Origin of the sequence: Chitinophaga vietnamensis, from assembly GCF_902167635.1 — a bacterium.
Classification (GTDB): Bacteria; Bacteroidota; Bacteroidia; order Chitinophagales; family Chitinophagaceae; genus Chitinophaga; species Chitinophaga vietnamensis.
Window position 1 is genome coordinate 156,610 of record NZ_CABHMS010000009.1, and the last position, 26,235, is coordinate 182,844.

General features: G+C 48.9%; 25 protein-coding genes. 14 read left to right on the forward strand and 11 right to left on the reverse strand.

Going from position 1 to position 26,235, the window contains the following annotated elements:
* Positions 1 to 30 precede the first annotated feature (30 nt).
* Complete coding sequence (locus tag FPG75_RS22485; protein WP_201747998.1) at positions 31 to 1,203, reverse strand: MFS transporter; 1,173 nt, start codon at positions 1,201 to 1,203, stop codon at positions 31 to 33.
* A gap of 96 nt (positions 1,204 to 1,299) precedes the next feature.
* On the opposite strand from FPG75_RS22485, the gene FPG75_RS22490 reads away from it, so the two are divergent.
* Genes FPG75_RS22490 through FPG75_RS22505 form a run of 4 tightly spaced genes read left to right on the forward strand, consistent with a single transcriptional unit; the run spans position 1,300 to position 4,978 of the window.
* The gene (locus FPG75_RS22490) at positions 1,300 to 2,652 is read left to right on the forward strand and encodes an NAD-dependent succinate-semialdehyde dehydrogenase (protein WP_236652876.1); all 1,353 of its coding nucleotides are present in this window, start codon (positions 1,300 to 1,302) and stop codon (positions 2,650 to 2,652) included.
* Positions 2,653 to 3,609 carry a type I pantothenate kinase gene (gene coaA / locus FPG75_RS22495; RefSeq protein WP_143310195.1) on the forward strand — a complete coding sequence of 319 codons (957 nt, stop codon included), beginning with the start codon at positions 2,653 to 2,655 and terminating at the stop codon, positions 3,607 to 3,609.
* Positions 3,609 to 4,205: a Crp/Fnr family transcriptional regulator gene (locus FPG75_RS22500; protein WP_143310198.1), complete on the forward strand. Its 597-nt coding sequence runs from the start codon at positions 3,609 to 3,611 to the stop codon at positions 4,203 to 4,205. Before coaA ends, FPG75_RS22500 begins: the two co-directional genes overlap by 1 nt.
* Before the next feature lie 14 nt (positions 4,206 to 4,219).
* The gene (locus FPG75_RS22505; RefSeq protein WP_143310200.1) at positions 4,220 to 4,978 is read left to right on the forward strand and encodes an MBL fold metallo-hydrolase; all 759 of its coding nucleotides are present in this window, start codon (positions 4,220 to 4,222) and stop codon (positions 4,976 to 4,978) included.
* A gap of 157 nt (positions 4,979 to 5,135) precedes the next feature.
* On the opposite strand, the gene tssD (FPG75_RS22510) is transcribed toward FPG75_RS22505, so the two are convergent.
* The 5 genes from tssD (FPG75_RS22510) to FPG75_RS22530 form a co-directional block, all read right to left on the reverse strand.
* Positions 5,136 to 5,522 carry a type VI secretion system tube protein TssD gene (tssD, locus tag FPG75_RS22510; RefSeq protein WP_143310203.1) on the reverse strand — a complete coding sequence of 129 codons (387 nt, stop codon included), beginning with the start codon at positions 5,520 to 5,522 and terminating at the stop codon, positions 5,136 to 5,138.
* Between the two features lie 162 nt (positions 5,523 to 5,684).
* Complete coding sequence (tssO, locus tag FPG75_RS22515; RefSeq protein ID WP_143310206.1) at positions 5,685 to 6,206, reverse strand: type VI secretion system TssO; 522 nt, start codon at positions 6,204 to 6,206, stop codon at positions 5,685 to 5,687.
* 39 nt (positions 6,207 to 6,245) lie between these two features.
* The gene (locus tag FPG75_RS22520; protein WP_143310208.1) at positions 6,246 to 7,421 is read right to left on the reverse strand and encodes a hypothetical protein; all 1,176 of its coding nucleotides are present in this window, start codon (positions 7,419 to 7,421) and stop codon (positions 6,246 to 6,248) included.
* 10 nt (positions 7,422 to 7,431) lie between these two features.
* The gene (locus FPG75_RS22525; RefSeq protein ID WP_143310211.1) at positions 7,432 to 8,286 is read right to left on the reverse strand and encodes a TssN family type VI secretion system protein; all 855 of its coding nucleotides are present in this window, start codon (positions 8,284 to 8,286) and stop codon (positions 7,432 to 7,434) included.
* Between the two features lie 102 nt (positions 8,287 to 8,388).
* Positions 8,389 to 9,348 (reverse strand): type VI secretion system baseplate subunit TssG, encoded by a 960-nt coding sequence (locus FPG75_RS22530; protein WP_143310213.1) that lies wholly within the window; start codon positions 9,346 to 9,348, stop codon positions 8,389 to 8,391.
* A gap of 204 nt (positions 9,349 to 9,552) precedes the next feature.
* On the opposite strand from FPG75_RS22530, the gene FPG75_RS22535 reads away from it, so the two are divergent.
* Genes FPG75_RS22535 through FPG75_RS22545 form a run of 3 tightly spaced genes read left to right on the forward strand, consistent with a single transcriptional unit; the run spans position 9,553 to position 12,909 of the window.
* On the forward strand, positions 9,553 to 10,611 hold the full coding sequence (locus FPG75_RS22535) for a PKD domain-containing protein (protein ID WP_143310216.1): 1,059 nt from the start codon (positions 9,553 to 9,555) through the stop codon (positions 10,609 to 10,611).
* A gap of 9 nt (positions 10,612 to 10,620) precedes the next feature.
* Positions 10,621 to 11,052, forward strand: coding sequence for a GPW/gp25 family protein (locus FPG75_RS22540; protein ID WP_143310219.1), 432 nt, complete (start codon positions 10,621 to 10,623; stop codon positions 11,050 to 11,052).
* Positions 11,053 to 11,076: 24 nt separating this feature from the next.
* Entirely contained in the window at positions 11,077 to 12,909 is a 1,833-nt protein-coding gene (locus tag FPG75_RS22545) for a type VI secretion system baseplate subunit TssF (RefSeq protein ID WP_143310222.1), read from the forward strand.
* On the opposite strand, the gene FPG75_RS22550 is transcribed toward FPG75_RS22545, so the two are convergent.
* From FPG75_RS22550 to FPG75_RS22570, 5 genes are all read right to left on the reverse strand, one after another.
* Positions 12,819 to 13,898 carry a lytic transglycosylase domain-containing protein gene (locus tag FPG75_RS22550; RefSeq protein WP_161596889.1) on the reverse strand — a complete coding sequence of 360 codons (1,080 nt, stop codon included), beginning with the start codon at positions 13,896 to 13,898 and terminating at the stop codon, positions 12,819 to 12,821. The two genes, FPG75_RS22545 and FPG75_RS22550, sit on opposite strands and share 91 nt — an antisense overlap.
* A 50-nt stretch (positions 13,899 to 13,948) precedes the next feature.
* Complete coding sequence (locus FPG75_RS22555) at positions 13,949 to 14,854, reverse strand: hypothetical protein (RefSeq protein WP_143310228.1); 906 nt, start codon at positions 14,852 to 14,854, stop codon at positions 13,949 to 13,951.
* Between the two features lie 107 nt (positions 14,855 to 14,961).
* Positions 14,962 to 16,344, reverse strand: coding sequence for a DUF5458 family protein (locus FPG75_RS22560; protein WP_161596890.1), 1,383 nt, complete (start codon positions 16,342 to 16,344; stop codon positions 14,962 to 14,964).
* 38 nt (positions 16,345 to 16,382) lie between these two features.
* Positions 16,383 to 16,829 (reverse strand): hypothetical protein, encoded by a 447-nt coding sequence (locus FPG75_RS22565; protein ID WP_143310230.1) that lies wholly within the window; start codon positions 16,827 to 16,829, stop codon positions 16,383 to 16,385.
* Positions 16,830 to 16,863: 34 nt separating this feature from the next.
* Entirely contained in the window at positions 16,864 to 19,317 is a 2,454-nt protein-coding gene (locus FPG75_RS22570) for an AAA family ATPase (protein ID WP_143310233.1), read from the reverse strand.
* A gap of 661 nt (positions 19,318 to 19,978) precedes the next feature.
* Here FPG75_RS22570 and tssD (FPG75_RS22575) point away from each other — a divergent pair.
* Genes tssD (FPG75_RS22575) through FPG75_RS22605 form a run of 7 tightly spaced genes read left to right on the forward strand, consistent with a single transcriptional unit; the run spans position 19,979 to position 26,235 of the window.
* On the forward strand, positions 19,979 to 20,368 hold the full coding sequence (gene tssD, locus FPG75_RS22575; protein WP_143310236.1) for a type VI secretion system tube protein TssD: 390 nt from the start codon (positions 19,979 to 19,981) through the stop codon (positions 20,366 to 20,368).
* A gap of 3 nt (positions 20,369 to 20,371) precedes the next feature.
* Positions 20,372 to 21,517, forward strand: a complete 1,146-nt coding sequence (locus FPG75_RS22580; protein ID WP_143310239.1) for a hypothetical protein — start codon at positions 20,372 to 20,374, stop codon at positions 21,515 to 21,517.
* A gap of 16 nt (positions 21,518 to 21,533) precedes the next feature.
* A complete protein-coding gene (locus FPG75_RS22585; protein WP_143310242.1) occupies positions 21,534 to 21,980 on the forward strand; it encodes a toxin-antitoxin system YwqK family antitoxin in 447 nt (148 codons plus the stop codon).
* Positions 21,981 to 22,415, forward strand: coding sequence for a toxin-antitoxin system YwqK family antitoxin (locus FPG75_RS22590; RefSeq protein WP_143310245.1), 435 nt, complete (start codon positions 21,981 to 21,983; stop codon positions 22,413 to 22,415).
* The gene (locus tag FPG75_RS22595; protein WP_143310248.1) at positions 22,416 to 22,985 is read left to right on the forward strand and encodes a hypothetical protein; all 570 of its coding nucleotides are present in this window, start codon (positions 22,416 to 22,418) and stop codon (positions 22,983 to 22,985) included.
* Between the two features lie 20 nt (positions 22,986 to 23,005).
* Positions 23,006 to 24,817, forward strand: coding sequence for a type VI secretion system Vgr family protein (locus FPG75_RS22600; RefSeq protein ID WP_143310251.1), 1,812 nt, complete (start codon positions 23,006 to 23,008; stop codon positions 24,815 to 24,817).
* Between the two features lie 17 nt (positions 24,818 to 24,834).
* Positions 24,835 to 26,235, forward strand: coding sequence for a hypothetical protein (locus FPG75_RS22605; protein ID WP_143310254.1), 1,401 nt, complete (start codon positions 24,835 to 24,837; stop codon positions 26,233 to 26,235).

Sequence of the window (26,235 nt, forward strand, 5' to 3'; positions counted from 1 at the left end):
GGGATCGACGTAGTCGATCCCCTTGTTGCTTTAACTCTTTTTATAAGTGAGCAGGTAGATGATCAACGCCGTAGTGATCAACGCCGTACCGGCGATACATACGCCATTCCACCGGCCTACAGACCATACCCACAGCCCGATGCCCGAGCCCAGCGAGGTACCGATAAAGCTGGTGGTCATGAATACTGTATTCAACCTGTTGCGCGCTTCCGGCAACAGCATATAGATACGCGTTTGATTGGAAACATGTATTGCCTGCAAACCCAGGTCTATGGCCACAATCCCCACAATGATACCAATGATATTGGCCTGGAAGATATAAAACAGGAAATAACCGAGGAACAGAAAGATGATACCATACCCAACGGCTATACGAGGATTTTTCTTGTCGGCAATACGCCCTACCAATGGCGCGCCGAGCGCTCCTGCGGCCGCCGCCAGCCCCATCAGACCAATCTTGTCGCTGGAATAATGAAAGGGCGCATCCGATAACAGGAATACCACCGTGGTCCAGAACATACCAAACATCGCGAAACCGCAGGCATTGATAGCCGAGGCCTCGCGCAGTACCGGTTGCTCCCTGGTAAGCGTGAGCAATGATTTCATCAGATCGCCGTAAGTGCCGCTGAAAGCGGGTTTGCTGACAGGGAACGAGATCGTCATCACAATCGCCAGCAAACCGCTGATTGCTGCCGCAATGTAGAACATCGCCCGCCATCCAAACTGATGGCCCACAATGCCACTCAGGGTCCGGGATAACAATATGCCCACCAGCAGGCCGCTCATAATGGTACCGATCACCTTTCCACGGTTGGCAGGACTCGATAAATGCGCCGCCAGCGGCAATATCAGCTGAGGTACCACCGAAGTGAAACCGATCATCAGGCCCGTTACTTTCAACATCGTGATATTCACCGATTTCGCAGCGGCGAGCAAAGCCACCACCGAAGCGATCGTCATCACCACAATCTGTCCCTTTCTCTCCAGCTTGTCACCCAGCGGCACACAAAATAACAAACCCAATGCGTAACCTATCTGCGTGAAGAATGTTACCTGCCCGGCATTCGCATCCGTTACGCCAAACTCCTTACTCATCAATACCAGCAAGGGCTGGCTGTAATAAATATTTGCCACGATCAGCCCTGTGCAAAGGGCCATGATCAGGATATTCCATCTGCTAAGCTCCATAGTTTCGTCTTTCATGCCGCAAAGATAAACGCATTCATCCGCCTTGCACTGATTAAATCCAGAAACGGTAAATTTGTAAATGCTAATTGCTCACCGCTAAAAGTCATAGCTATGTTCAAGAGTATAAATCCGTACACACTGGAAACCATCGCTGAATACCCTGCCCATACAGACAAGGAGATAGAACAGAAACTGCTGACGGGTGAAAAGGCCTTCCGGCAACTGTTACAAACGTCGCTGGATCAGCGCCGCCAATGGCTGCAGGAAGTAGCGCAGTCACTGAAAAACAATGCAACGGAACATGCCACGCTGATCACACAGGAGATGGGTAAAACCCTTAAGGAAGCCAAGGCCGAAGTACTCAAATGCGCCACCTCCGCAGAATATTATGTAAAACACATCACGGAAATACTGCAACCGCGCATCATCACTTCCGATGCACGCAAAAGCTACGCATCTTACGAACCCAAAGGCATCGTGCTGGCCATCATGCCCTGGAACTTCCCCTACTGGCAGGTTTTCAGGTTTGCCATCCCGAATATTCTCGCCGGTAATACCGGCCTGCTCAAACATGCCAGCAATGTAAGCGGCTGCGCATTGGCCATAGAAAAGCTTTTCGTGGAATCGAACTTCCCGGCAGGCATCTTTCAATCTCTCCTTTTATCTTCTCAACATATTGAACCCATCATCGCAGATCCGCGCGTACAGGGCGTTACGCTCACCGGCAGCACGCCGGCTGGCAAAAGTGTAGCCGCCCTCTCCGGCAAGTACATCAAAAAAACAGTGCTGGAACTAGGCGGCAGCGATCCTTTCATCGTGTTGAAAGACGCCGACCTCGATGCCGCCGCTGCCACCGCCGTGAAAGGACGCATGCAAAACGCCGGACAATCGTGCATCGCCGCCAAACGCTGGATCGTGGAGAAAGCCGTGGCGCCCGCCTTCACAGAAAAAGTACGCGCCATCCTCTCGCAGATGAAACAGGGTAATCCCATGGATAACGCCACAGACATGGGTCCCATGGCACGCCCCGACCTCGCCGACGAACTGGCCCGCCAGATGCGGGACACCATCAGCCAGGGCGCACGCCTCGAATTGGGCGGCACGCATCAAGACTGTAACTTTGCCCCCACCCTGCTCACCGGGGTTACTAATAATATGACCGCTTTTAAAGAAGAAACTTTCGGACCTTTGGCCGTAGTGATCGAAGCCGCCAACGAACAGGAAGCTATCGCGCTCGCCAATGAGACCGACTTCGGCCTGGGATCAGCCCTGTGGACACAGGACCTCGACAAAGCAGCGCGCCTCGCCACACAGATCGAAAGCGGCAACGTATTCGTCAATGCCATGGTGAGATCCGATGCCCGCCTGCCCTTCGGCGGCGTGAAACAATCCGGCTACGGCAGGGAACTATCACTCGAAGGCACACACGAATTTCTGAACGTGAAAACAGTTTATATTCAATAAATGACAACTTCTCTTAAACGCGAACGCTACACTCCCTATATCACTTTCTCCCGCAAGGAATGGGCGGAAAGAAGCAACGACGCGATGTTACAGCTGGCCGACTACGACCTGGACCAACTCCACGGTATGAACGAACCACTTACCATGGAAGAGATCAAACAGGTATATCTCCCGCTGGCACATCTGCTCAACCTCTACGTAACTGCCTCGCAACAGCTGCATACGGCCACCAGCCATTTTCTCAGCAGCCAGGTACACAAAGTGCCTTATATCATCGGCATCGCAGGGAGCGTGGCCGTGGGCAAAAGCACCACCGCGCGCGTGTTACAGAAATTATTGCAGACATGGTCCAACCACCCGCGTGTGGACCTTGTGACCACCGACGGTTTTTTATATCCCAATAAATTCCTCGAACAAAATAATATCATGAACCGCAAGGGCTTCCCTGAAAGTTATGATATCAAAAGGCTGGTACATTTCCTCGCAGATGTGAAATCAGGCAAAGAGCGCGTAGCCGCGCCACTGTATTCTCATCTCGAATATGATGTGTTGCCAGGCCAGCTGCAATGGATAGAGCAACCCGATATCGTGATCGTGGAAGGTGTGAATGTGCTGCAAGTGAGGCCCAGACAGCAACAGAAAGATCCTTCTGTATTTGTGTCAGACTTCTTTGACTTTTCTATTTATGTAGATGCCGCGGAGAAAGATATCCGCAAGTGGTACATCGCGCGCTTTGAATCGCTGCGCCAGACAGCCTTTCAGAACCCGGAATCTTTCTTCCACCGCTATGCGCATCTGTCGGACAGCGCCACCGTGGAACTGGCCACACAGATATGGAGCGACATCAACAAGCCTAATCTCGAGCAGAATATTGCGCCTACGCGCGATCGTGCAAGGCTGATCCTGGAGAAGGGCAGCAACCACTTTGTGCAATCCATCAAACTGCGAAAAATATAATGCCGGACCTTCAAACAATGCGGCAACAATTACAAGCATTGCTGCAAACCAGCCCGCACGCTGCTTTTGACGGCAGCAGCCAGGAATTGTTTGAAGCCCTGCTGGAACCTGTGAGCTTTGCCAGCGGCACGTATTTGTCTGCCGCCGGCAAAGTGGCCGACCGGCTCTTTTATATCTGCACCGGCATTGTACGTGTAGTAACGATGCATGAAGAGAAAGAAATCAGCATGGATTTCGCCTTCCCTGGTATGTTCAGCTGCTCTTATGCTTCTTTCATTACGCAAACACCAGCTGTAGTGGCCATTCAGGCCGTAACGCCGGTTACTGCTTATGCCGCCAGCTACAACCAACTGCAAGGGCTATACGAAAAGTCGCATGAGTCGGAAAGGGTCGGACGTTTGATCGCTGAGCAGCAATATCTCCGCAAATACAGGCGGGAACTGTCTTTCCTGCAATACACCGCACAGGAGCGCTACCAGCAACTATTAGCAGAATATCCTGAAGTGATACAACATATTCCCGTAAAACAAATTGCCTCCTATCTGGGCATAGAGCCTGAAAGTCTCAGCAGGATCAGAAAACATTTAAAGACCTGATATAAACAAGTACCATGCAATTACTATTCTTGCGCCATGCGACCCTTCTGATAGAGTGGAATAATAAAAAGATATTGATAGATCCTATGCTCGGAGCCAAAAGCAGTATGGACCCTGTTGCCAATGCTGCCAATACCATCCGCAACCCGATGCTGGATCTGCCACTCGATGAAACGGCACTGCAACAACTATTGCAATCACTCGACGCCGTGATCGTTACCCACACCCACCGTGATCACTGGGACCCGGCAGCCACGCAGCTTTTGCCAAAACAATTGCCCATCTTCTGTCAATGGCAGGATGAAGAGAAGATCAAAGCCGCCGGCTTCACACAAGTGATCCCCGTAGCTACCAGCCATACCTGGGAAGGACTAACGCTACATCGCACTGATGGTCAACATGGCACCGGTGAAATTGGCCAGAAGATGGCGCCGGTATCCGGCTTTGTGTTGCAAGGCGATGGCGCATCGTTGTACATCGCCGGCGATACCATCTGGTGTGAAGAAGTGGATGCGGCATTATCGCAGTATCAACCAGCGTATACCATCGTAAATGCAGGCGCGGCACAGTTTATCAGCGGCGATCCCATTACGATGACGGCTGAAGATGTATTGGCAGTGATCACTCATTCTGCGAATACGAAAGTAATAGCGGTACATATGGAAACAATTAACCATTGCTACCTTACAAGAGAAGCACTGAGCGCCGCTGTGGCAGCGGCTTCGCAGGCTTGTATCATTCCAGCGCCGGGCGAGCGGATACAATTGAATTAAACGGAATTTTTTCACGCAAAGACGCAAAGCAGCAAAGTCGCAAAGTCGCAAAGATCTTTGTTGCTTTGCTCCTTTGCGCCTTTGCGTGAAAAAAATTCCGCTCAAACAAAAAAAGGGCTTTCTTTCGAAAGCCCTTTTCGCATAATGTCGGGAGTTATCACACCCACTCATTAACATGCTTGGCATTGCCCATGCTGATTTCGCGGGCGGAAATGGTGAAAGTGATGGTCATCGGATTTTTGTTTTCGTAGTCGAAAGACTCTTCAAACTTTACCAGATAGCCTTCTTTAAATTCCAAAGCTTTCAGTTTGGAATCAGTGTCTCTTTTGTAGAAGGTGATGGTACCATCTTTTCTTTCGAAATTGTTTACCATCCACTCAAAGAGTTCTGTTTTGCCAGTAGATTCAACGGTAAGGCGGATGCGGCCACCACGGGTGATAGCGGAAGGGCGTCCTGTTTGATCTGTTTCCTGGCTGAGGTCGTAAGACACGTGCTGAACATTGTAGCTGGTGCCGTTTACTGTCAATACGGATTTGAATGACATGTGGGTTAAGTTTTAAGGTTACAATAAAGAAAAATACCAATAAAGAATAAGTAAGAATTATGCTTCAAATTTAAGGGGAAAATTTCTATTCATCAAGAGTCCTAACAATTTTTTTTGGGCAATTAACAAAATACTTATCTACTGCTATATGACCGCGCACCATTAATGGGCGCGGCTATTCATCATCATCAGTTTAAGATTATCATAGTCTCTGCTCTTGGCATCGAGCCTGCTGGTAAGGTCTGCCACCTGTTCTTTCAGCGTGGCAATATTCTGTTGTGCGTTCTGTAACTCGCGCAGTTGCTGCTTTGACTGCTGCAATGAAAGGCCGTTCTGCACAATGTTATCATATAATGCAAAGTGTGTTACTACATCTTTCGGGATAGAGTTACGCATATCTGCCAATGATGCCGCGATCACCTGGTCCATATAGTTGGCGTTCTGTCCGGGCAGATTGATAGAATCGAGATTGCGTTTCACTTTATCCATCTTCTGCACAAACTCGGCCTGGAATGCTTGCTCCTGGCGGAATGTAGACAACTCCTTCCGCAGAGAGGCATTCTCTCTCGCCGGTACTTGATAATTAAAAAATATAGCGAGCACAAACAGCCCTACGGTAATCACAAAGAATAAGAGAAACCAGAAAAATGACGTAGTGCGTTCTTGCCTGTTTAAAACCTGCATAAAAATTTATTTAACGTTTGATAGGTTGATAGATCATGATCAGTCTGTGAAGAACCACCTGTTCTTCTTGTGCTTGCGCAGATATTCGGAATCTTCCGCAGATTCTTCTTTAACGAATATGGTGCTATCTGTTTTACGTCCGATGTAATCCAGTCTGCTAAGGCTTTCGAACAGTTTGTTGACAGCCCTTACAAACGGGATCATTGGTTGCAGACATTCCCGCACGTCAATATGTTTGTAGCGGATATTGGCGCAGCTGATCATCAGGTTTTCAAGTTCGCCCTGTCGCAGCTCGCACCATTCGGAGAAGTAGTTCAGCAGCTCTTCTTTACCGGCGCCGGCGCGTTGATCGATCGCATTTTTCATGGTGCGCGCCAGTCCTGCGATCACCTCCAGCATCTCTGCCGGTGTTTGGTACAGCGATAACCACCTGAATTGCGTGATGCGCGTACCCAGGTACTGCACCATTTTTTCAGTGATGTACAATACGACCAAAGCCAGATCATTATTCTGGTTGCGGCCATAGATTTTTTGTACGATGTGCACGCCATACAGTTCCATCTGTCCGAGAAACTGGTCCAGTTCATGATGCAGGTCAATCAATGCGGGATGGGCGCTCACGCTGTTGCATGGCGGGATGTAGTCATCTTCCAGCTGCGGGCGTGCATCCATTACCGTTATCTTGGCCAATGCCATCTGGTAGCTGCCCAATTGTCCCTGCGGCAATTGCGATGCAGGCACCACGTATAAACTATATTCGGGCGTTGCATAAGGCAATCTTGGCGGATCCTCTTCCAGCAAGGGTTCGCCGCTGGGCTGGCGATTGAATGGATTCACCTGCATCAGCACATAGTAGGTGCTTTCTGTATGCTGTGGGTCCCAGGCATATACGGCTTCCGGGAAGGTGGTAGCGTATTTCAGGGAATGAACAGTATGTTCCGGTATTTCTATACGTGCGCCGCCGGGTGTGATGGCGCGGCATTCCGTGAGTTTGATGCGCCATTGATGCTGGTTATCGTTTACGAACCAGCAGCGCAAAGATTCTTTCTGTTCTGCTTTGGGAGGTAACAGTCCATAGTTAAGGGCATTCAGTCCGGTAGAGAGGCCATCACGGATCTGGTCGAGCAATGCATTTTCTGTTTCAATGAAATGCTGCTTCCTGATCTTCATGCCGTCAACCCAGTTCACGGAAAAATATTTCAGCGGTTCCGCCATAATCTAACTTTTAGGATATCTCAATTCTGTTGCAAATGATCACGCTGTTTTCCTTGATGCCATTCATAAACACTGCTTTGCCGGGGTCCAGCGTTTTGGCGGCGCCAAACCAGCCGGGCTTCAGGTGGAACACCCATCCATAAGGCTGTCCGTTCTGATCGATGTAGTCAATGGGCGTATCAGGGTAGCGGTCGTTATAGTCGTTGATGAAGTGATAGAAGAGATCGCCCAGGTCCATCTTCATGGGTGTGCGGGCGCGGAAATAAGTACGGTTGCGGTCGCGGTGTCCTTTCTCCATTTCGAGGCCTATTACGATCAGGTCTCTCATCTCATCTTCATTCACCTCAGGCACTTCCTTATACATGGGATATTGCCACCATTTATGCACTTTCACGGGTATTCCCATCATCTTCTCGAAGGTCTTATATACAAAGGTGGGCAATACAAAAGCGAACATGCTGGTGAGCATGGGATAGTAGAGGAAATCATCTTTATCAAGAAAGCGGTTGACGAGCACGAAGCCTACGCCGCCAAAGAGCCAGATGGCAATGATAAAGGCCAGTTCGGACCCCAATGTAGTTTCATTGGCCCAGAAGCGGGTGTACATGAAATGACAGTGTACCACGCCCAGGCCGAGGAACCATACCTCATAAAAGAAATACTGGCTCATCAGGTTGCGGTGTGTAAAGAGGAAAGGTATAGAGGCTATCACAGCAAAGATCAGCGTCATACAAAACAAATACCACAGCGCTTTCTTTTTAAACAAGCTGAAGTTCTTGATGTACCTGCTGAGCAACGCCACTATGATAGATCCCACTGCCAGCACGCCGGCCAGCATAAAATAGAATTTCGCCGTGTATCTCATAGTTCTTTTCTGATATCAGGTTTTTCGGGTTTGGGTTTTAACAACATGTGTTTTTACGCGTCGTCAATTTAACAAAAATAGTTCCACATCGCTATGATCTCACTACAAGAAAAAATTATATCCCATAATGCCTTCTTCCGGCTTGCGGTCGGACACTGACGCTGACCGCTCTTTCGGGTTGGGTTGCAGCTCGGTGATCACTTCCACATCTGCCGGAAAAAAATAGTCATAGCAAGTTTGCAATAACCGGCCATACGCTTGCCAGGGTAAATAATCATAGACCCGGTGCTGTTGCAGCGGGCCAAGTGTGACGGTCACCCTGGGCATATCTGTATAAAATATATCTCCCGCCATCGTATCCACGCCTAGCCGGCATTCTCCCAAAGGCACGCTGCTACCGGCTTTCACAGGTTGCGGATCGTGATTCCAGGCGATATCCACTGCTTCTTCCAATACCAGTTCAAGGCACAACTTCACCAAAGGCATATTGCCTGCAATGCGGTGCATGTACGGTAAGAGCTTTACGAGCCTGTTGGCTGCCATGGAAGGCAGGCCGGCAGGCAGCTCCCAGAACTCGTGGAAAAGATGATCTGCATCCTTCCCGAATACGTCAAACAACAGGTGTTTCTCCCGTTGTTCCAGAAAAACGCGCTGCAGGAAAAATTCATTTTCCAGCGGCTGAAAAAAACGACGCGCCTGCTGCTGCTCTTTCTGCTGCCGCTTGTAGCGTGCCACCATGGCACTCACACCTTTCGCCCTTTCCGGCTGCTGCGAGAAATCATGAAAGATGCCTTCCGGCAAACGGTCGTATATGCCATCACGTGATAGTGACAAGGCGATGAACGGCTGATAAGGCTGACTATCATCCAGCTTCACATCCGTAATATCTTTATTAAACGAACGGGTGAATACGTTCTCCAACTGCACTACGATCTCTTCCTTGCGCACGTGATTATCTAACAGCTCACCCACCACTACCTCCGCTCTTACATCATAAGGCAGGGCCTGCACGTGATCTATCACTTCCTCCAGCACCGCAGCTTTCTGTGCGTTGTTCACCATGTGATCTGATTTTTAGGTTTTTCGGGTTTAGCTATTTTTTGAATAACTCGTTAGCATGTCTATCCAAGAAATAGGTAATGGTTTCGGGCTAACTGCAAAAGCAAAAATAGGTTTTTGCCGCTTGCACTAAAAAAATATTTTTACGCTTCATCTTTGGCAATTTATCTAAAAAAAATATTAAAATTGCAAAAACCTGAAAAACCGATGGCCCCCCGTAAACCTGAAAATGAAAGGAAGGTTAACTCATTCAGACCCTTTGGAAAGATTGCCAGTCATGTTGACCCGATGGTACTCTTTACCTTCCTTGGATTGTTTGTTATCAGCATCGTACTGCTTGCCTTTCAGATGAGCGGAAAAGAAGATTGTACCCAAACAGATATTCTCTTAAGCAACAAACAACATACTAACAGCAAAGCATATACAGTTGGAGAAGTAATTACATTTAATGCACAGAGCGCAGATAAACACCATGCCGGCTACACCTGGGATTTTGGCGACTCATCCGCCAGGAATACCGGCGCACAAGTGTATCACTCCTTCTATAAAGCAGGCAGCTATATGATCACGCTCACCTCCGGCAAATGTACCTGGAACAAGGAAGTAGTGATCGTACCCGCTATCTCGGAAACGCCTGTCAGCACCAAGTCCGACCTCTTCCCCGTGATCGAAGGCCCTACTGAAGTGCTCGCCGGAAGACCCGTTACCTACAGCAACAAAATGCCGGGCGCCAACAAATGGACCTGGCGGCTCATGCAAGATAATGCCGAAGTACACACCGGCTCATCTGTTACCTATACCTTCTCCTCCCCCGGCCAGCGCACCTTGTCGCTGATCGTGAACGGAGATACCAGCCGCATGGTGATGAAAACCATCACCGTATTCCCGGCCAAGCCGCAGGAAAAACAGGACTATATTCCTGAACCATTCCCGCAGCCGGCACAACCCACTACGCCCGCTCCGCCACCACCGCCTGAAAAACCGCGCGTACCGGCCATTTCAGACGATGAGTTCAAATTCATGCTGTCGCAGGTAGTGGGTAAACAGAAGAGCGCAGGCGACTTCTCACAATTCCTCTGCAATAACCTCAACGCCAGGGTACTGCTGAACGATAAGGAAACTGACAGCTTCGCCAACTTCTGCTCCCGCATCTACGGTAAAAAGAAATTCAGGATCGAAAAGGTAAACCTCGTGAAAGATCAGGATGGATGCGTGAAAGAGATCAGGATCATCTATGACAAAAAGAAATTTATCGGTATCTTTTAAACAGGTATCATGAAAGGCAAATATTATAAACTGCCGATGGATTTTTCGCAGATACTGCAGAAGAAAGACATGCAGACCATCACGCTCGAAGAATCCGTAGCACAACATATTCATCTGCTCATCACCACCGTATTGGGAGAGAATAAAGACGATCCCCAATATGGCTGCCAGTGGTGGGATAGCGACTTCGACATCAAAGCCTCCAACAACGAAGTGAAGGAACAGGTGGAGAATGCCGTGAAATCCTCCATCCTGCGCTATGAGAAGCGCCTGACGCAGATCAGGATAGTAGCCGCCGTAAACCAGGAAGAGCTGTCGCTCATGCCCTCAAAAAAGATCAAGAAAAAAATACGGGTCACCGTTACCGGCACACTCGCCAAAAACAATAACCCGTTTCAATACAGCAGTTATTTCTATATCAGTCCACTGTCTTACGACTGATGATTGTTTTGAAGCTCATCTCACATGAAAGAAAAAAAAGAACGGATCAAGGATCGGATGCTCAAAACAGCCGCCAGGCTGTGGGGCTACCCGGATGCGGAAGTGGAAACTTCTTTCGACCCCATCGTACAACTGCTGCTGGAAGCCTGTGCCAGCGAACTGGAAAAGATATCCGGCGAAGTGGATGTATCACATGCCCGCCTGGTGGAACGCCTGGCGCAGATCATGATGCCCGAGCCCATCACCAGCAGCCAGCCCGCCTACGGCATCCTGCATGCCACCGGTACGGAAGCTGTCACCACGCTGAATGCAGACCATCAGTTCTATCATCATACCAAGAATAATAACACCACCCGCGACCTGTTCTTTTCACCGGTAGCGCAGCACCGCCTCTTCCGCGGACAGGTGCAGTACCTTGTGATCGGCAGCCGATTGTATGAAACGCGCGACAACTGGTTCAAAGAACAGATATTGCAAGGCAAAACCCTGCCGGATGCAGCACCTAACCATCTTTGGCTGGGACTGGCCATGGAAGATCATTACACGTCGCTCGACGGTCTCTCCTTCTTCTTTGACCTCCGCAATATCCACCAGCAGGAAATGTTTTATCACTACCTGCCGCTGGCACGCCTCTACTTCAATGATGTGGAACTGCAATACAAAAGCGGCTACTACCACAGCCGTTCCGAAGTGGAAGAAGAAGTAGACAACATGGTACAAGTGGCCGTAGATAACAATGCCCGCTACAGTCAACATGTATTGCAACGTTTCCGGAAACATTTCCTCACCATCACCGGCTCTTCTGCACCGCTCAAACAAAGCAGCGGACATCCCGAAATATTATCGCAGATATTTGGCCAGGAAGTCGGCAGATTGCAGAAAGAGATACAGTGGCTGCGCATCGAGTTTCCTGAAGCGCTGCACCACACCTTGCTGGAAGACCTCTATTGCAGCATTAACTGCTTTCCGGTGATCAACAAAAAAGTGAATGAGCAGTCGCTGAAACTTAACCGCTATCTCAATATCATTCCATTACAAACACCGGATATTTTCTTCGACATCAAGAAAGTGTACGACCTCGAAGGCACCGATTACTATGTGCGCAATTTCTCCACTGCCGGGCAGATGCAGGAAGGCGAGCTGGTAGTGCGTAGCAGCGGTATTGGCCGTTTCGATACGCGGGAAGCCAAAGAGATCATCGCCTATCTCATGGAAGTGATCCGTGATGAAAGTTCGCTGTTTGAAGAAGTAAAGAACGACTATGTCACCAACCGCATGCGGGAGCTACATCAGCTGATCGCCTCACTGGAAGAGCAATTGCAGCCAAGCGCCAACAAAGGCAATATCCCTTATGTGATGGTGAAGCCACGCGAAAATGCGGAATACATTTTCATCGAGTTCTATTCCACCAATGGTTCGGCGGCTAATCATATCCGCATGGGCAGCAAATTGATGGAGTATGGTACAGTGAATGCGAAACCCAACAGCATCACCTTGCTCACTAACACCCAAGGAGGAAAGGACCGTTTGAATATAGATGAGAAGATCAACCTGTATCGTTCACACTTGTTATCACACAACAGGATTGTGACCACGGAAGATATCAAGGCTTTGTGCCGTTTCATTTTTGGTAACGAGATGCAATCTGCCGCGGTAAGTAAAGGCGTTGCCATGCAAAGCGGTACTGGCGCGGGTTACAACCGTACCATGGATATCAGGATACAGCTTACGCAGCCGGTGGCGAAATACCCCGCTGCCAATCTGCATTATCTGAAAGAGGAATTATTGCTCCAATTACAGGAAAGGTCTGCCAACATATTTCCATACCGCATATTCCTGAACGATGTGATGATGTGAGGCGCTGTGCTTAACAGCTGCACATTGCCGCCGGTCTTCAACTGATCGACGGGCACGCCCTTTTTGCCTTGTGCATCGCAAAGCACGACGGAGGCCCCAAAGCCGAGGTCTACATATACACGGTCGCTCACCAGCCATCCTTTGCCGGACAGGCTGGAACTTTTTCGTATATACACCCCGTTAGCCTGCAGGTCGTCCATGAGTTGTATGCTCACCAGCTCGCCATCGCGGAAGTTATTATTGTTTTGCAGTTTGGCTGCAAACACCGCTGTGCTGGCGGCTCCGCGGGATTGCTTCCCAACGGTGATGCGGATGGAATTAAAATCTTTGGTACTTGCCACCTGTGGTTTTGCAAATACAGAACCGTTATTACTGCTTTTGCTGAAAACATTGTACCCGAATCCCGGAAGGTAGAGTTCCGGGCTTTCAAACAATTGTTTGATGGCAATGATCTTGTAAATGTATTGTGCGGTTTCGTTGTTCAATACCAGTTGGTAATAGTCGGTACTGCCCTGCCGCCGGATGTTCTTCGAAATATTACCTGATCCTGCGTTATAGGCCGCAGCCGCCAGTGTCCAGGATTTCAGCTGGGAGTAATATAACCTGATCAGGCGGCAGGCCGCATGTGTGGCTTTGATGAGATGGTTGCGTTCATCGTATCCATTGGTAACGGTGAGGCCCAGTTCGGCCGCGGTTCCTGGCATGATCTGCCAAACACCCTGGGCGCCTGCGGCGGAAGTGGCGTTAGTCAGGCCGCTTTCCACGATAGGCAGGTATTTAAAATCACCCGGTATCTGGTATTGCTGGAGAATAGGTTCTATGACAGGAAAATACATTTCGGCCTTGAGGCGTAATGCCGGCAGATAGCCCTGGTAGTGCAGGTTCTGCTTGATCACGTCCATCAGGCGGAAAGATACAAAGTCTCTTTCCATTGGCACCGCTTCTCCACAGAAATCTATTTGCTGTGCGGCGCCAATGTGGATTAACAAACAAAAAAATATACCTGTCAGGAATAAGCGTTTCATAAAAACAGGCGTAATTATTTCGACACCATATACTTCGGCAGTGCGCTGGCGGGCAGGTACAATGCCACGAGTTGCTTGCCGCTAGCTGGTTTCAGCACTACGATCACTTCATCGTCTTTTTTGAATTGTTTGGAAGGCACTACGATCACTTCATTGGCAGTTGATTTACCGCCTATGGTGGCAGGACCTCTTTTGTAGAGGATAGGCATACCATGCAGCTGCGCATTATCTTCTTTGTCTTTATGCAGCAGGCTTGTTTTCACGATGGTGAAAGGTTCCTTGCTATGGTTCTTGATATTAAAGCAGAAGTAGTTCAGGTTGTTGAGCGTCATGGCCTGTGCATAGCTGAGGGTTACGCCTTCCGCCTTGATCTCGTACTGGTGGCTACCTTTGCGGTCGTTGCCAAAATCTTCAGCGATCTTGCTAACGGTTACCGTATCGATGCTGATGAGGGTGGCATCATCTTCCGGCAGGTCAGGCAGTGTGGAGATTTTGTCGCCGCCAGCAGGATGTTCTGCTGGTTGTTTGCTATTCACGGCAACATCTTCCGGTTCTTTCGCAGCTGTTTTGCTGCCTTTAGGTTTGGACAAAGCGTATTTCAGTTTGCCAAGATCCGCTGTGGGCCGGAAGCTGAGGATCATGTAGTGAATGTTCTCTCCTTCGCGCACGATGAGGTTAGTAGGCCTTGGCGAGGCCACTACCGGCCGAACGAAGGCCATGTTGCCATCCACAATGCGATAGTCGTAATCTGTATTCTTGCCATCGCCGATCTGGAAGGTGCTGATGGGAGAACCGCAGGTGATCAAGGTTACAGCTCCTCTTGTTGTTAGCACGGTATCTGTGCCTGACTGGGCATTTGCCGTCAAGGCAGTGATGGTAATTAACAAACCTAATATGCCGCTGCACATCGCTTTCTTCATAATATCCCGACTTTTACTTTTAAAAAACTTCATAAATAAAGGGCTGTAGCTGTAACAGGCGTTCGGCCGGGAGCTTGTCCCAGCCGCCCTGTTGTCTGATATCGTTGTTATTTGTTATTGTCTTGTTCGTATGTAGTATCCCATTCGTTCATGTCTTCGCCCTTATGGCCTTCCATTTTGATAAGGAAGTTTTTGGCCGGGAAGTACGGTTTCAGATGAATATCCAGGTGGATACGGTCTTTCTGTATCGGGTCCTGTTCAAAACGGCGGATATTAAAATCTTCAATGAGTTTATCCGGGCCGGTGATACCGTCGAGGAACCGGATGATCTGTTTCATCAGGTCTTTGCGGGTATTGGCATTGAAGTTTTCAAACGCTCTGCGGTTGAGGAAGTCCATGAGCACCTTGGTAACGTAGTCGAATACACGCACTACAGAGTAGGTTTGCAGGCCGAGGTTATCGCCGTTGAAAAGTGTTTTGGCACTGAAGGCCATTACTTTGCCGTATTCCTTTACCATGGGGATGAGGCCCATTTTTTCCAGGCTGGCGATTTCGCTTTTCTTCAGCTCAAATCTTACGCCGTCCACTTCGTTCATGCCGCCGAATTTTTTACCGGCGGTCACTTGCGACATCAGTGTTTTGTAGATCTTTCCTGCGAGGGCGCCGGAGGGCGGCACATAGAGGTTATCCTGTTCGCCAACTTCGTCGAACTTGCCGCGGCCTACCAGCCAGTTACAGGCCATGATCACATTGGAACGGTGTATTTCGCCGCCGGTGAGGTTAGCCAGCTCGAACATCTCCATCACATCATCCGGTGCATCGAGGTGGGCAAAATCCGTTACCAGCATGGCTTTATTTTCATGCGCGATCTTCGCCCATTTTTCCAGCACCTTGTTGGAGCCCAGGTAACCCGGTATCACGAGGAGGCTGTAGTTGGTGCGGAGGTCGAGACGGTCGTAATTACTAACGAGTTCTTCGCGGATGGCATCGATAAAGCGGGTGTTATCGAGGTCTTTCAGCTGTTCCAGCTCCACGTTGATGAAAGATATGTTCTTCACCTTGTCGGACTCGGTATTTTTAAAGAACAGCGCTACGTTACGGTAGGCTTGCTCCATTTCGCGGGTTTCTGCGATTGCTTCACCCAGGTTGGTGGCTAGCACCTTATCTGCTTCTTCTGCGTGGGTGCTGCAGAAGTTCACCATATCAGGGAGTTCATTTGCTTCAGACAGCACTTTTTCCCAGATGGCCAGCGTTTTCTTGAGTTTATCGCGCTCAGTTTTTTTGGCAGCTTCTGTCAGGAAGATGTTGCGGCGTGCTTTACGCTCGGGGTTAAGATTCTGTGCGCCTTCTACAGTAGCTTCCAACAGGTCGAAGCCTCCGTATTTTGCCAGCGCTTCTATACTCTTGTTGAGGTTAACTTCCTGCTGTAATGCAGGCTGGCCGTTGGTTTGCAGCTCTTGCGGTTCCTGGTTTTTCTGTGTTTCAGCCATAATTTAGGGAGTTAGATTCTCCTGGGGAGAACAGTTAATTACTTGGTGTTAAGATCTTTCAACATGCCACGGACCGCATCCAGCATCGCTTTACGGGCATCAGGATCAGCCAGCGCCGTTTTCAGGATCTTGTTTGTTTTCAGGTGCTTCATGATCTTGAGGTACTGTTCTTTTTCAGTAGCCAGGTCGTTCAGGAAAGCACTTTGTGCGGTAATACCTTTCACGCCGAAATCACCGAGGTTATGGAATTGCAGTTTCTCTGGAACGGTACGCCCTTCCGCATCATGAAACGTTACATTCACTGCCGGTTTGAAATGTTCAAACACGTCTTCCACAGATTGAAGCCCTTCTACAATTTCGGGCTTTACGGGGGCTTGCTGGGTTAACTTTTCAGCAAACAAGGTACGGTTATGCGATATCTCCGCAATGGCTTCGTTGGCGTCGAGTTTCACCTCCGTGCCGCCAATTCCGTAATTGTCATTCATAGATAATCGTTTATTTAGTTATTTGATTATTTGTTTATTTATTGAGCACCCAGTCCAGTTCATTATTCTTTATGTCGAGCGTAACGGTCATATCTTTCTGCAAAGTACCATCGATGATCATGCGCGACAGCGGCTTGCGGAGCTGGCTGCGGATCACTTCCCGCAGCGGGCGTGCGCCGTATTGCGGCGAATAGCCCAGCAGCGCAAGATGTTGCCTTGCTTCATCTGTAACGGTTAAACTGATCTGTTGTTGTTCCAGCAGATGCAATAAATGTTGCAGATGGATATCGAAGATCTTTTTCACATTTTCCTGTTGAATAGGACCGAAAGGCACAATCTCGGTGAGCCTTCCGAGGAACTCGGGCCTGAAGTGGCGCGCCATCAGCTCCATCAGCTGGGAAGATGGCGGTATAACGCCCTCCTGGAACGACTTCGTAATGGTATCGCTTCCGATGTTGGAAGTGAACAATACCAGGGCGTTGGAGAAGTCGCCCGTTTTACCAAGCCTGTCATGCAGCTTGCCTTCATCCATGATCTGCAAGAAGATATCAAATACAGATGGATGCGCTTTTTCAATTTCATCAAAGAGCACGACTGCATAGGGTTGCTGGCGGATTTTGTTCACCAGCAGGCCGCCTTCTTCATAACCCACATATCCCGGAGGCGCGCCATAGAGCAGGGCTGCGGCGTGTTCTTCTTTAAATTCTGACATATCAAAACGGATCATGCAGCGCTCGTCCTGGAACAAGAAGTCTGCCAGGGATTTCGCCAGTTCCGTTTTACCGGTACCGGTAGGACCGAGAAAGAAGAAAGAACCGATGGGCTGTCCGGGGCGGCTCAATCCTGAGCGTGACTCAAGAATGGCGTCGGCAACGGATTTCAGGGCATGGTCCTGTCCTACTACGCGCTTGCGCAGATGCAGGTCCATACTCACCAGCCTTTCACGTTCCTGTGATTGTATCTTGCCGAGCGGTATGCCGGTCATGGCTGCGATCATAGTAGCGAGGTCCACTGTAGATACGGTGGTTTGCTGTTGCGCTACAGATTGATCCAGCTGATCGAGCAGTTCATGCAGGTATGCCTGCAATTCCGCTGTGGTGGCTATTTTATTAACTTCTTTGGAAGTATGCAATTTGCTGGAGAGCAGGGTACCGAGTTTTTCCATCATCTGACGGTAGTACCATTGGAGATCATCCAGCAGTAAGGATTCCTTGTTTTCCAGTTCCTGCGATTCCTGCCGCAATGAGGCAGCAAGGGCGGCGCCGGTATCCTGCATCGCGCGGATAGCCGCCATGGTACGGTCGGCCAGGTTGATGGCGCTGTCGGGCAGGCTGCGTTCTTTCAGGTATCTTTTAGCAAGGCGTATCGCTTCGTGTATGCTTTCGGGTGATATCTGCAGTTGATAGAAAGATTCATATACGGGCATCACTGCGGTGAGCATGCGACTGGCCTGTGTTTCGTCGGGCTCGGACAATGTGATGGTTTCAAAACGGTGGCGCAGGATACTATCGGGCTCAATGAGCTTACGGAAACCTTCTGGTGTGGTGGCGCCGATGAGTATGATCTCTCCTTTGCCCAGTGCGGCTTTCAGCACATTGGCGAAACCGCTGGATTGTTTGTCCAGCAAGGTATGCAGGTTATCGATAAACAGGATGTGTTTACCGTGCTGTTTCAGTTGCTGGATAATTTGAAGGAGGCGGTCTTCCAGTTCATTCTTGTAAGCTGCGCCTGCTATGAATGCGCTATAATCCAGCGCATAGATATCGGTGGCCTGCAATGGAACGGGCACCTGTTTTTGCACGATGGCCCTGGCGAGACCTTCTACCAGTGCGGTTTTGCCAACGCCGCCTTCGCCGATAACGAGCACGCTGGAGCGGTCTTTTCGTGTAAGGATCTCCGTTATAGCGCGTACTTCGCCGTCGCGGCCCACTACCGGGTGGAAGCTTTTCAGCAGTTGCGGATCGGTGATGCGGTATACATATTTGAGCGCGCCGGGTTTGATACCGTCGTGCGTTGTATTGTTATTATTATTATTGTTAGCAGCTGTTTTATTCTTTTTGCCAGCGGCCAGCAGCTGATCGCGGGTGAAAGGAAAAGTTTTCAGCTGATCGTAAGAGAAACCTACGCCGGGTGTGCAGAGAGATACGAGGAGGCACCATGCATTGGCTTCGGGCAGATCGTTTTCCTGCGAGATGTTCACAGCTTCCTGCAAGGCGGTAGCAGCGGCTTCGTCGGGCTCCGGATCATCTGTATGACGTGGCGATCTCGGCAGTTCGTCCAGTCTTACTTCTGCCCATTCCTCTATATAGTATACATCAATATCCCATTGTTGTAATAAAGGTACCAGTCCGGTTTCTTTATGTAAGCATGCGCGTAACAGGTGCGCGGGGGTAAACTGCGCATGGTGATATTCCTTGGCAATGGCGCTTGCAATCCTGATGGCGGACTGCAGGTCAGGGCCCATTATGGTCATTATTGACAGGGTCATTTGGGTGATACCAGGTTTTTCAGAAACAAGTTAACAATTACAATTCAATTTTTGCTTCAGTATAGAAGCGAGGTAAAGATACAGCGAAATTATTTACGGAAATCGTGTTCCTAAAAAAACTGCGGTAACTCATCAAGTCAAGGCCATTGGCGCATTGTCATATTCAGTTATTTTTTTATTTATGACAGTATACATTGCTGGCAGGCCGCGGTGTGCCAATAGTATCTTAACTGTATAGATGAAGGCAGGTTCAAGCCGGTTTCAAGCCAGGATAAAGTATAGCTTGTCATGTTGCAAAAAACGGTAAAATAATACCAGCTGCTGCTGCTACCGCAGGAAAGAGACGTAAAGGAGAGATGAAGATACGTGATAAGTATGATAGGACCACTATCGAAAGATGTTTCACGTATAAATACGGTTTATCAAAAATAAAGAAATAAGATTGACGCAAAATCAAAGAGAATATTTATTTTCGTAATTGCCATCACAGGAGAAAAACGAAAAACCAATTTAATCCTTAAACAGGAACCCATGAGAAAAACCTTTGGTCCCAAAAGCGCCCACTGTTAACCTTTTCGAGCGGATACATATCGGCCGCTTTAACAGCACAGGAGTTTCATGGATCCGTTAATACATCCATAACGATCAAAATTATTCTTTTATGTCTTTCAAGTCTGAACTCATCATAGGCGGGAAAACAGTCAACGTGCTGGAGTGCAACTATGGTTTTTCCCAGGGCACGGATGCAGTAGGCAAGCCTAACACCATGCCTCGCGGCGGCACGATTTCCTTACTGCTGGAATCCGCCAGGGATACCGATCTCGTGCAATGGATGGTATCGCCTGATGAAAAGCGCGACGGCAGCATTGTATTTAAAAGAAGGGATCATGATTCCAGTTTGCGTACCGTCAACTTCACGGAAGGCGTATGTATCCAGTTTCATGAAAGCTATAACCACAACGGCAGCAGCCCCATGGTCACGCATATCATCATCTCTGCCAAAGAATTGAAAATCGGTAATGTAGAATACAAAAAAAACTGGGGGGAATAACTTATGCCCGGCCACAACGAGAAACTGAAGGTAGTGCTTTCCATGATCATGCAGAAAATGGAATCTACCCTGAAAGAAATGCGGGCCAGCGGCCCCGGCAGCGATATCAACGTGCGCGCTTTCAGTACGGACCAACCTTTGCCCGACAGCGATATCACCATCACCCGGTCCGATTATCACGGACAACAGGAAGCCGTTCTCCGGAGCGGCCTGCAACAGCTGTGCTATTCCATACCAGCGATGTTGTTCAATGCCGGCATCTCTGACAGCGTACTGCCAGCCTCCAGTATTCATCTTACTTTATCTGGCAGTCTGCTGCATGTTTATATAGATGGCTATGGCGAGATATTGCTCAACATCCGGGAAAGCAAGGGCCATGCCCTGCTCTGGCAGGACGAACCCGTCAATGCAGGACACCCGATCGATATCAATGAAGTGAGTATCGCCGCCAGCACTATGAAACGTGCCTATGAAGCGGATCATGACTATACGAAAGAACTGATCGAAAAAGATTACGAGTTCCTGAAAAAACAGCTGGAAGAATACCTGCACAAGAAAGGCGCGCCTACCAAAGCCACTGATTTTCTCCCCCGCTACAAGATCAACTGGATCAAGTATAAGGAATTGGTGAGAAAGCTCGGGCCTTTGCACGAGGTATATAAAGGCCTTATCAAATCTAATACGCTGATGGATGTGTATGACATCAGTACTGCCAAAGTGGGCCAGGGCAACGTTCCCGGACTGGACGCACTGACGGGCGGAATGGGTTCGGTGATTGTGGATAATGTGATGCAGCCTACTGAAGCTCTACTCATGGATTTCATTCGCGTTGCAGAAATCACTCCATCATGGAAAGGAGGTGGGTATCGACGTATGCCACAATTGATGAAATATTATAACTCCAAAGAAGAGGAATTCAAACATAAGTTTGTAGGTACGTATTTACATGAAGAAGAGCTCAAAGCGCTTAACCAGCAAACATTAATTGATCCGAAAGCACTGCACCTCAGCAGCAACTTCATGGAAACACCTCATGATGACGCAGGAAAGCCGTTAGAAATATTTCTGTATATAAGAACAGATAAGTTACAAACGGAGTTAGTTAATATCCGTGATTTTGGTGTAATTTATGTAAATCCCGGACACTGATGCAACTCATTCAAATATGATAAACAAATTAATAACAGTATACATTCTTTTGGTAGCGACTGCCAGCCAGGCAAGTTGTCAGTCAGCCACTAGTGAGCTTGACAAGCGAGATACAACTATCAACACCAATATTTTCTATTTGAAAAAAATCGATAAAGGCCCAGATAATCAAAGCATGACGGTATGGGAAAACAGAGCTGATTCCAACGAATTCATTGTAAAAAGCTTTACAGGTGACAAAACAACCGGATTTGTTCATTACAAGAATAGAAAAGCAGAAGGGTATTTCTTTATCGGCTTTGATAATGGTGCTATGATGCAAGAAGGTACCTTTAAGAACGGCAAGCTGGATGGCACTATCAAAGGGTACTATGAAGATGGTTCGCCAGCCAGTATCTACATCATGAAAGACGACAAAAAAATTGATGTAAAATACTTTGACAGAAAGAAACCTAAGCAGTAGATGAAAACAACTATCGGGTTCGTATTGATGATAACAGGAACAACAACGGCCGGCTGCCAGTCCGCCACCAACAGGCTTGACAGAGATACCATTATCAATACAAATATCTTTTTTCTGAAAACGATAGATAAAGGACCTGATACGCGTTATATGCATGTGTGGGAAAACCGGTCGGATTCAAACGAGTTTATAGTAAAGGGATTCACAGCAGATAAGGCGACCAGTTTCATGCACTTCAAGAATAGAAAACCGGAAGGTTACTTTTTCTCAGCCTTTGATAACGGGTCTCTCATGCAGGAAGGCTTTTATAAAAATGGCAAATTGGATGGCCTCATCAAAGGATACTACGAAGACGGCTCCCTCGCCAGTATCTATACCATGAAAGATGATAAAAAAATTGACGTAAAATATTTTGACAGAAAGCAAAAGAAATAAATGAAAGCGGTTATTGGATACATACTAATGGTGATCAGCGCAGGAATAGCGCTATGGGGAAGATATTATCATGGCGAGTTGCTCCCGCACGGATGGCCCGTCTATATAGCCGCCATGGCAATAGGATTGATAGGTCTCTATCTCAACAGAGCAACACCGCCTTCCGGCCAAACCCCTAACGTGTATGCCAATGGTCAACAATCGTTCTATAACGACAAGATCGTAGTGCCCTTAACTGCCTGCGAAATACTCAGCAACAGCTGGACTGAAGAATCTTATGAAGAACCGTATGTTAACAAGCCCGGCATAGTTACCCCGCTCACCAACTGGAACTACAAACCTTTTGGCGACAACAAAAAAATAAATGATGTGACCTCCGTAAGGCTCGTGTACAGAACCATCTATAACGGACAAGACACCACCTTTACCAGCGCGGCGTTCCAACAAGACCTTGATTACATCAAAATGGCCATGGTAGCCAATCCCAACACATATATCTATCTGGACCGCCATAATCCGGATAATTACTTTTTCGATGTCTCATGCATAAATAATAGAAGTCATTCTTAACCTCTTTCAATGTTTGTACTATGGGTGAAGATAAATTCCTGAATAAATCAGCAATAGGTATTGAAGGATATTCCGGCAAAGTGGAATTCAGCAATGCCACACTGGAACAGTCTATCGGCTCTCACCACTACTTCAGCTTCCTGTGGCGCCCCGGCGGCGTTACCAGCGATCTGAACTACCAGCAGCAGATCATACAACAATATATAGGTAAAGGCCTCTCTATCACCTTTGGCGATTTCCGCTTCAAAGGGCTCATCACCAGCATTGCCGTGATGGAGGAAGATGGCGCTGCCACCGGTTTCCAGGTGAGTGGCGTAAGCCCCACCATCCTGCTGGATGATGTACCGCAAAGCGCTTCCTACTACCAGCAGTCCTTGCAAAACGTGATCCAGGGCGCCTTGAAAGATGCCAACACCAGCCTCCTGAAAACGCAGGTGGTGCCATCTTACAAAAAACCGCTCCCCTATTGTGTGCAGTACAACGAAACCGATTTTGCCTTCCTCGCCAGGATAGCCGCGCGCTATGGCGAATGGATGTATTACGATGGCAATGCCCTCGTGATCGGTGATGTGCAGAAAAAAGAAACCAAGCTGACAAAAAACGTTACCCTGCATAACCTGAAGACCATAGCAGCCGTAACGCCACAACGTGCACATTACGTTTCCTACGACGCGCTGAAAGCCACTCCGCTCAACGAAAAAGTACAGAAGGCGGAAACCGGCTCCCATCCGCTGATGCAGCTGTCGGCCTCCGCTTCTGATGATCTTTACTCCGGCTCTTCTTCCAAACAAACCTTCATACATCATGGCTATAACCAGGATGAGCTGAATCATGTAAAAGAGCTGCAAACCAAAGTAACGGCCGCCTCTTTCGTGAAAGTAAGCGGCGTGAGTGAGCTGCCCGTCATGCCTGCGCAACGCATCAGCATTGCGACAGACACGAGCCAGTCGGCCTACACCGTGATCTCCTGCACCCATTTTGCCGCCACGCCAGGCAACTACCACTGTGCTTTCACGGCTATCCCCGCCGACGTGAAAGTGCCGCCTTACAGCAATCCGCACCGTGTACCTAAAGCCGATATACAAAGCGCTACGGTAAAAGATAATAATGATCCGGAAAAGCTCGGACGTGTGCGCGTTCAGTTCTTCTGGCAATCGCCCAATGAGATGAGCCCCTGGCTGCGCCAGGCATCGCCCGCAGCGGGCGGCGGCACCGGCTTCCACTTCGTGCCGGAAGTAGGCGAAGAAGTAGTGATAGGCTTTGAAGGCGGCAACGCTGAAATGCCTTTTGTACTGGGCAGCAAGTTCAATGGTAAATCCAAAAGCGGCTACGGCGATGCACAGAATAATATGAAAGCCATCAAAACCCGCAGTGGTAACCTCATCCAGCTGGATGATAACAGCGGCAGCGTTACCGTTACCGATAAAAATGGCAGTACCATGGTGATGGACGGCTCCGGCAATATCACCGTACAGTCGCAAACGTTAGTGACAGTAAAAACAGACGACAAGATCGTAGTGGACGCCCCCAACCAGATAGAGTTCATCTCAAAAGAGATCCATATCAAAGGCTCTCAGAAAGTGATCATCGGTGATGGCCCGGCCACCATCACACTGGACCAGCAAGGCAACAAGATCGATTCCGGCGCCGACAAGATCACCACCAGCGCCGTTACGCTGCACGAACTGAGCAGCGGCGCCAATATGAAAGTGAATGCCGAGCACTACGAAGCTACCGGCAACACCAAAGTAGCCATTAACAGTACCGAGATCAAAGTGAATGGTAAAACCACCACCGACATCAAGGGCGGTATGATACAATTGAATTGCTGATATAACAATATAACACGTTGAACGAACATAATCCCATAGCACAGGAGGTCAACAAAATACAGCAACACTGGCGTAGCAAGATCAGCGGGCAAGCATCGCTGCGGCTGGTGAGGCTGGTGATCAGGCCCGAAGAAGCCCGCGTATACGAGGGTTTCTGCAAACTGGAATCTTCTCCCTACGGGCAACTGGACGAAATATTTGTTACGCATCTCACTCCTTTTGAAAATGAAGATACTTTCAGTACTGCCATCATCCGCGACTGGCTACAGGCTTATGATGCCAGCACGGAGTTGCTGAAAGAAATGGAACAACGCGGCGCACCGCTGCAATGGGACCCCGCACCATTCCGGCAGGCAGTATCTTACGATGGCACTTTATCGCACGATGCCACACTGCTGAAACTGCTCGCCTCCTTCCGGCAATCGCTGCCGGAACAGCCGCGGCAACTGGTACTGGCGCTGATACCGCGCCAGGTAAGCGATATGCGCAGCTTCACCAACTGGCTCACCAATATGCTGAAACGCGGTATTCCGGAAGGAGTGAAATTGCTCGTGCTCGATCATCTTCAGAAAGAACAGGTGTTGATCAACGACCGTCCATTCCCGGGGCAGATCATCTCCACACATGTTCCCCTGCAACTGGAACAGGCCATACAAAAGCTGGCTACCAGCGGCAGCCCGAACGATCCCGAAGTACAGTTCCGCAAATGCCTCTTCGAGATGGGCAAAGCCCTGCAGGATAAAGATGTGAAACGTGTGCACTACTGGGGCCAGCGTGCGCTCGACTGCACACAGCAGAGCGGTAACAAAGGCCTTTTTGCTACCGCGCATATCATGTATGCCGGCATGCTTTTCAATTTTAAAAGAGATCCGCAGATACCACTGTTGCTCGAAAAAGGCATGCGCATTGCCAAACAGGGCATGCAACAAAATGACCCCGCCTGCATTCCCCTCGTGATACAGTATTACGGCTATCATGGCGCTTATGCGCAGCTACGGAAAAATCATTCCGAGGCAATCGACTGGTATGTCAAACAGGCCACGATGGCGCAAGAACAGCATTTCCTGCCGCAGGCTATGAATGCCTGGTACCAGGCCGCCGAGCTAAGCAGGCGCAAAGACGCCAGCCGCTACTATACGATATTGGAACAAGCCTGGAAAGGCGGCAACGGCATGACAGACGACGAAATCACCTCTTCGGTATATTGCTATCTCGCCAGCGACTATTACGAGTACGCCTATACGAATAAAATGTCACAGACAGTACAGGACATTCAAACCCTCATGTCCAGGCTGTTTGGCGGAAACTGGAAAGAAGAAATTGATAAAATGAAAAAGTCCAGGGCGCGCACCATCATGCAGCCGCTGGCAGAAACAGAAACGGAAACAGAAACGGAAACAGAAGAAGCATCTTCGTAG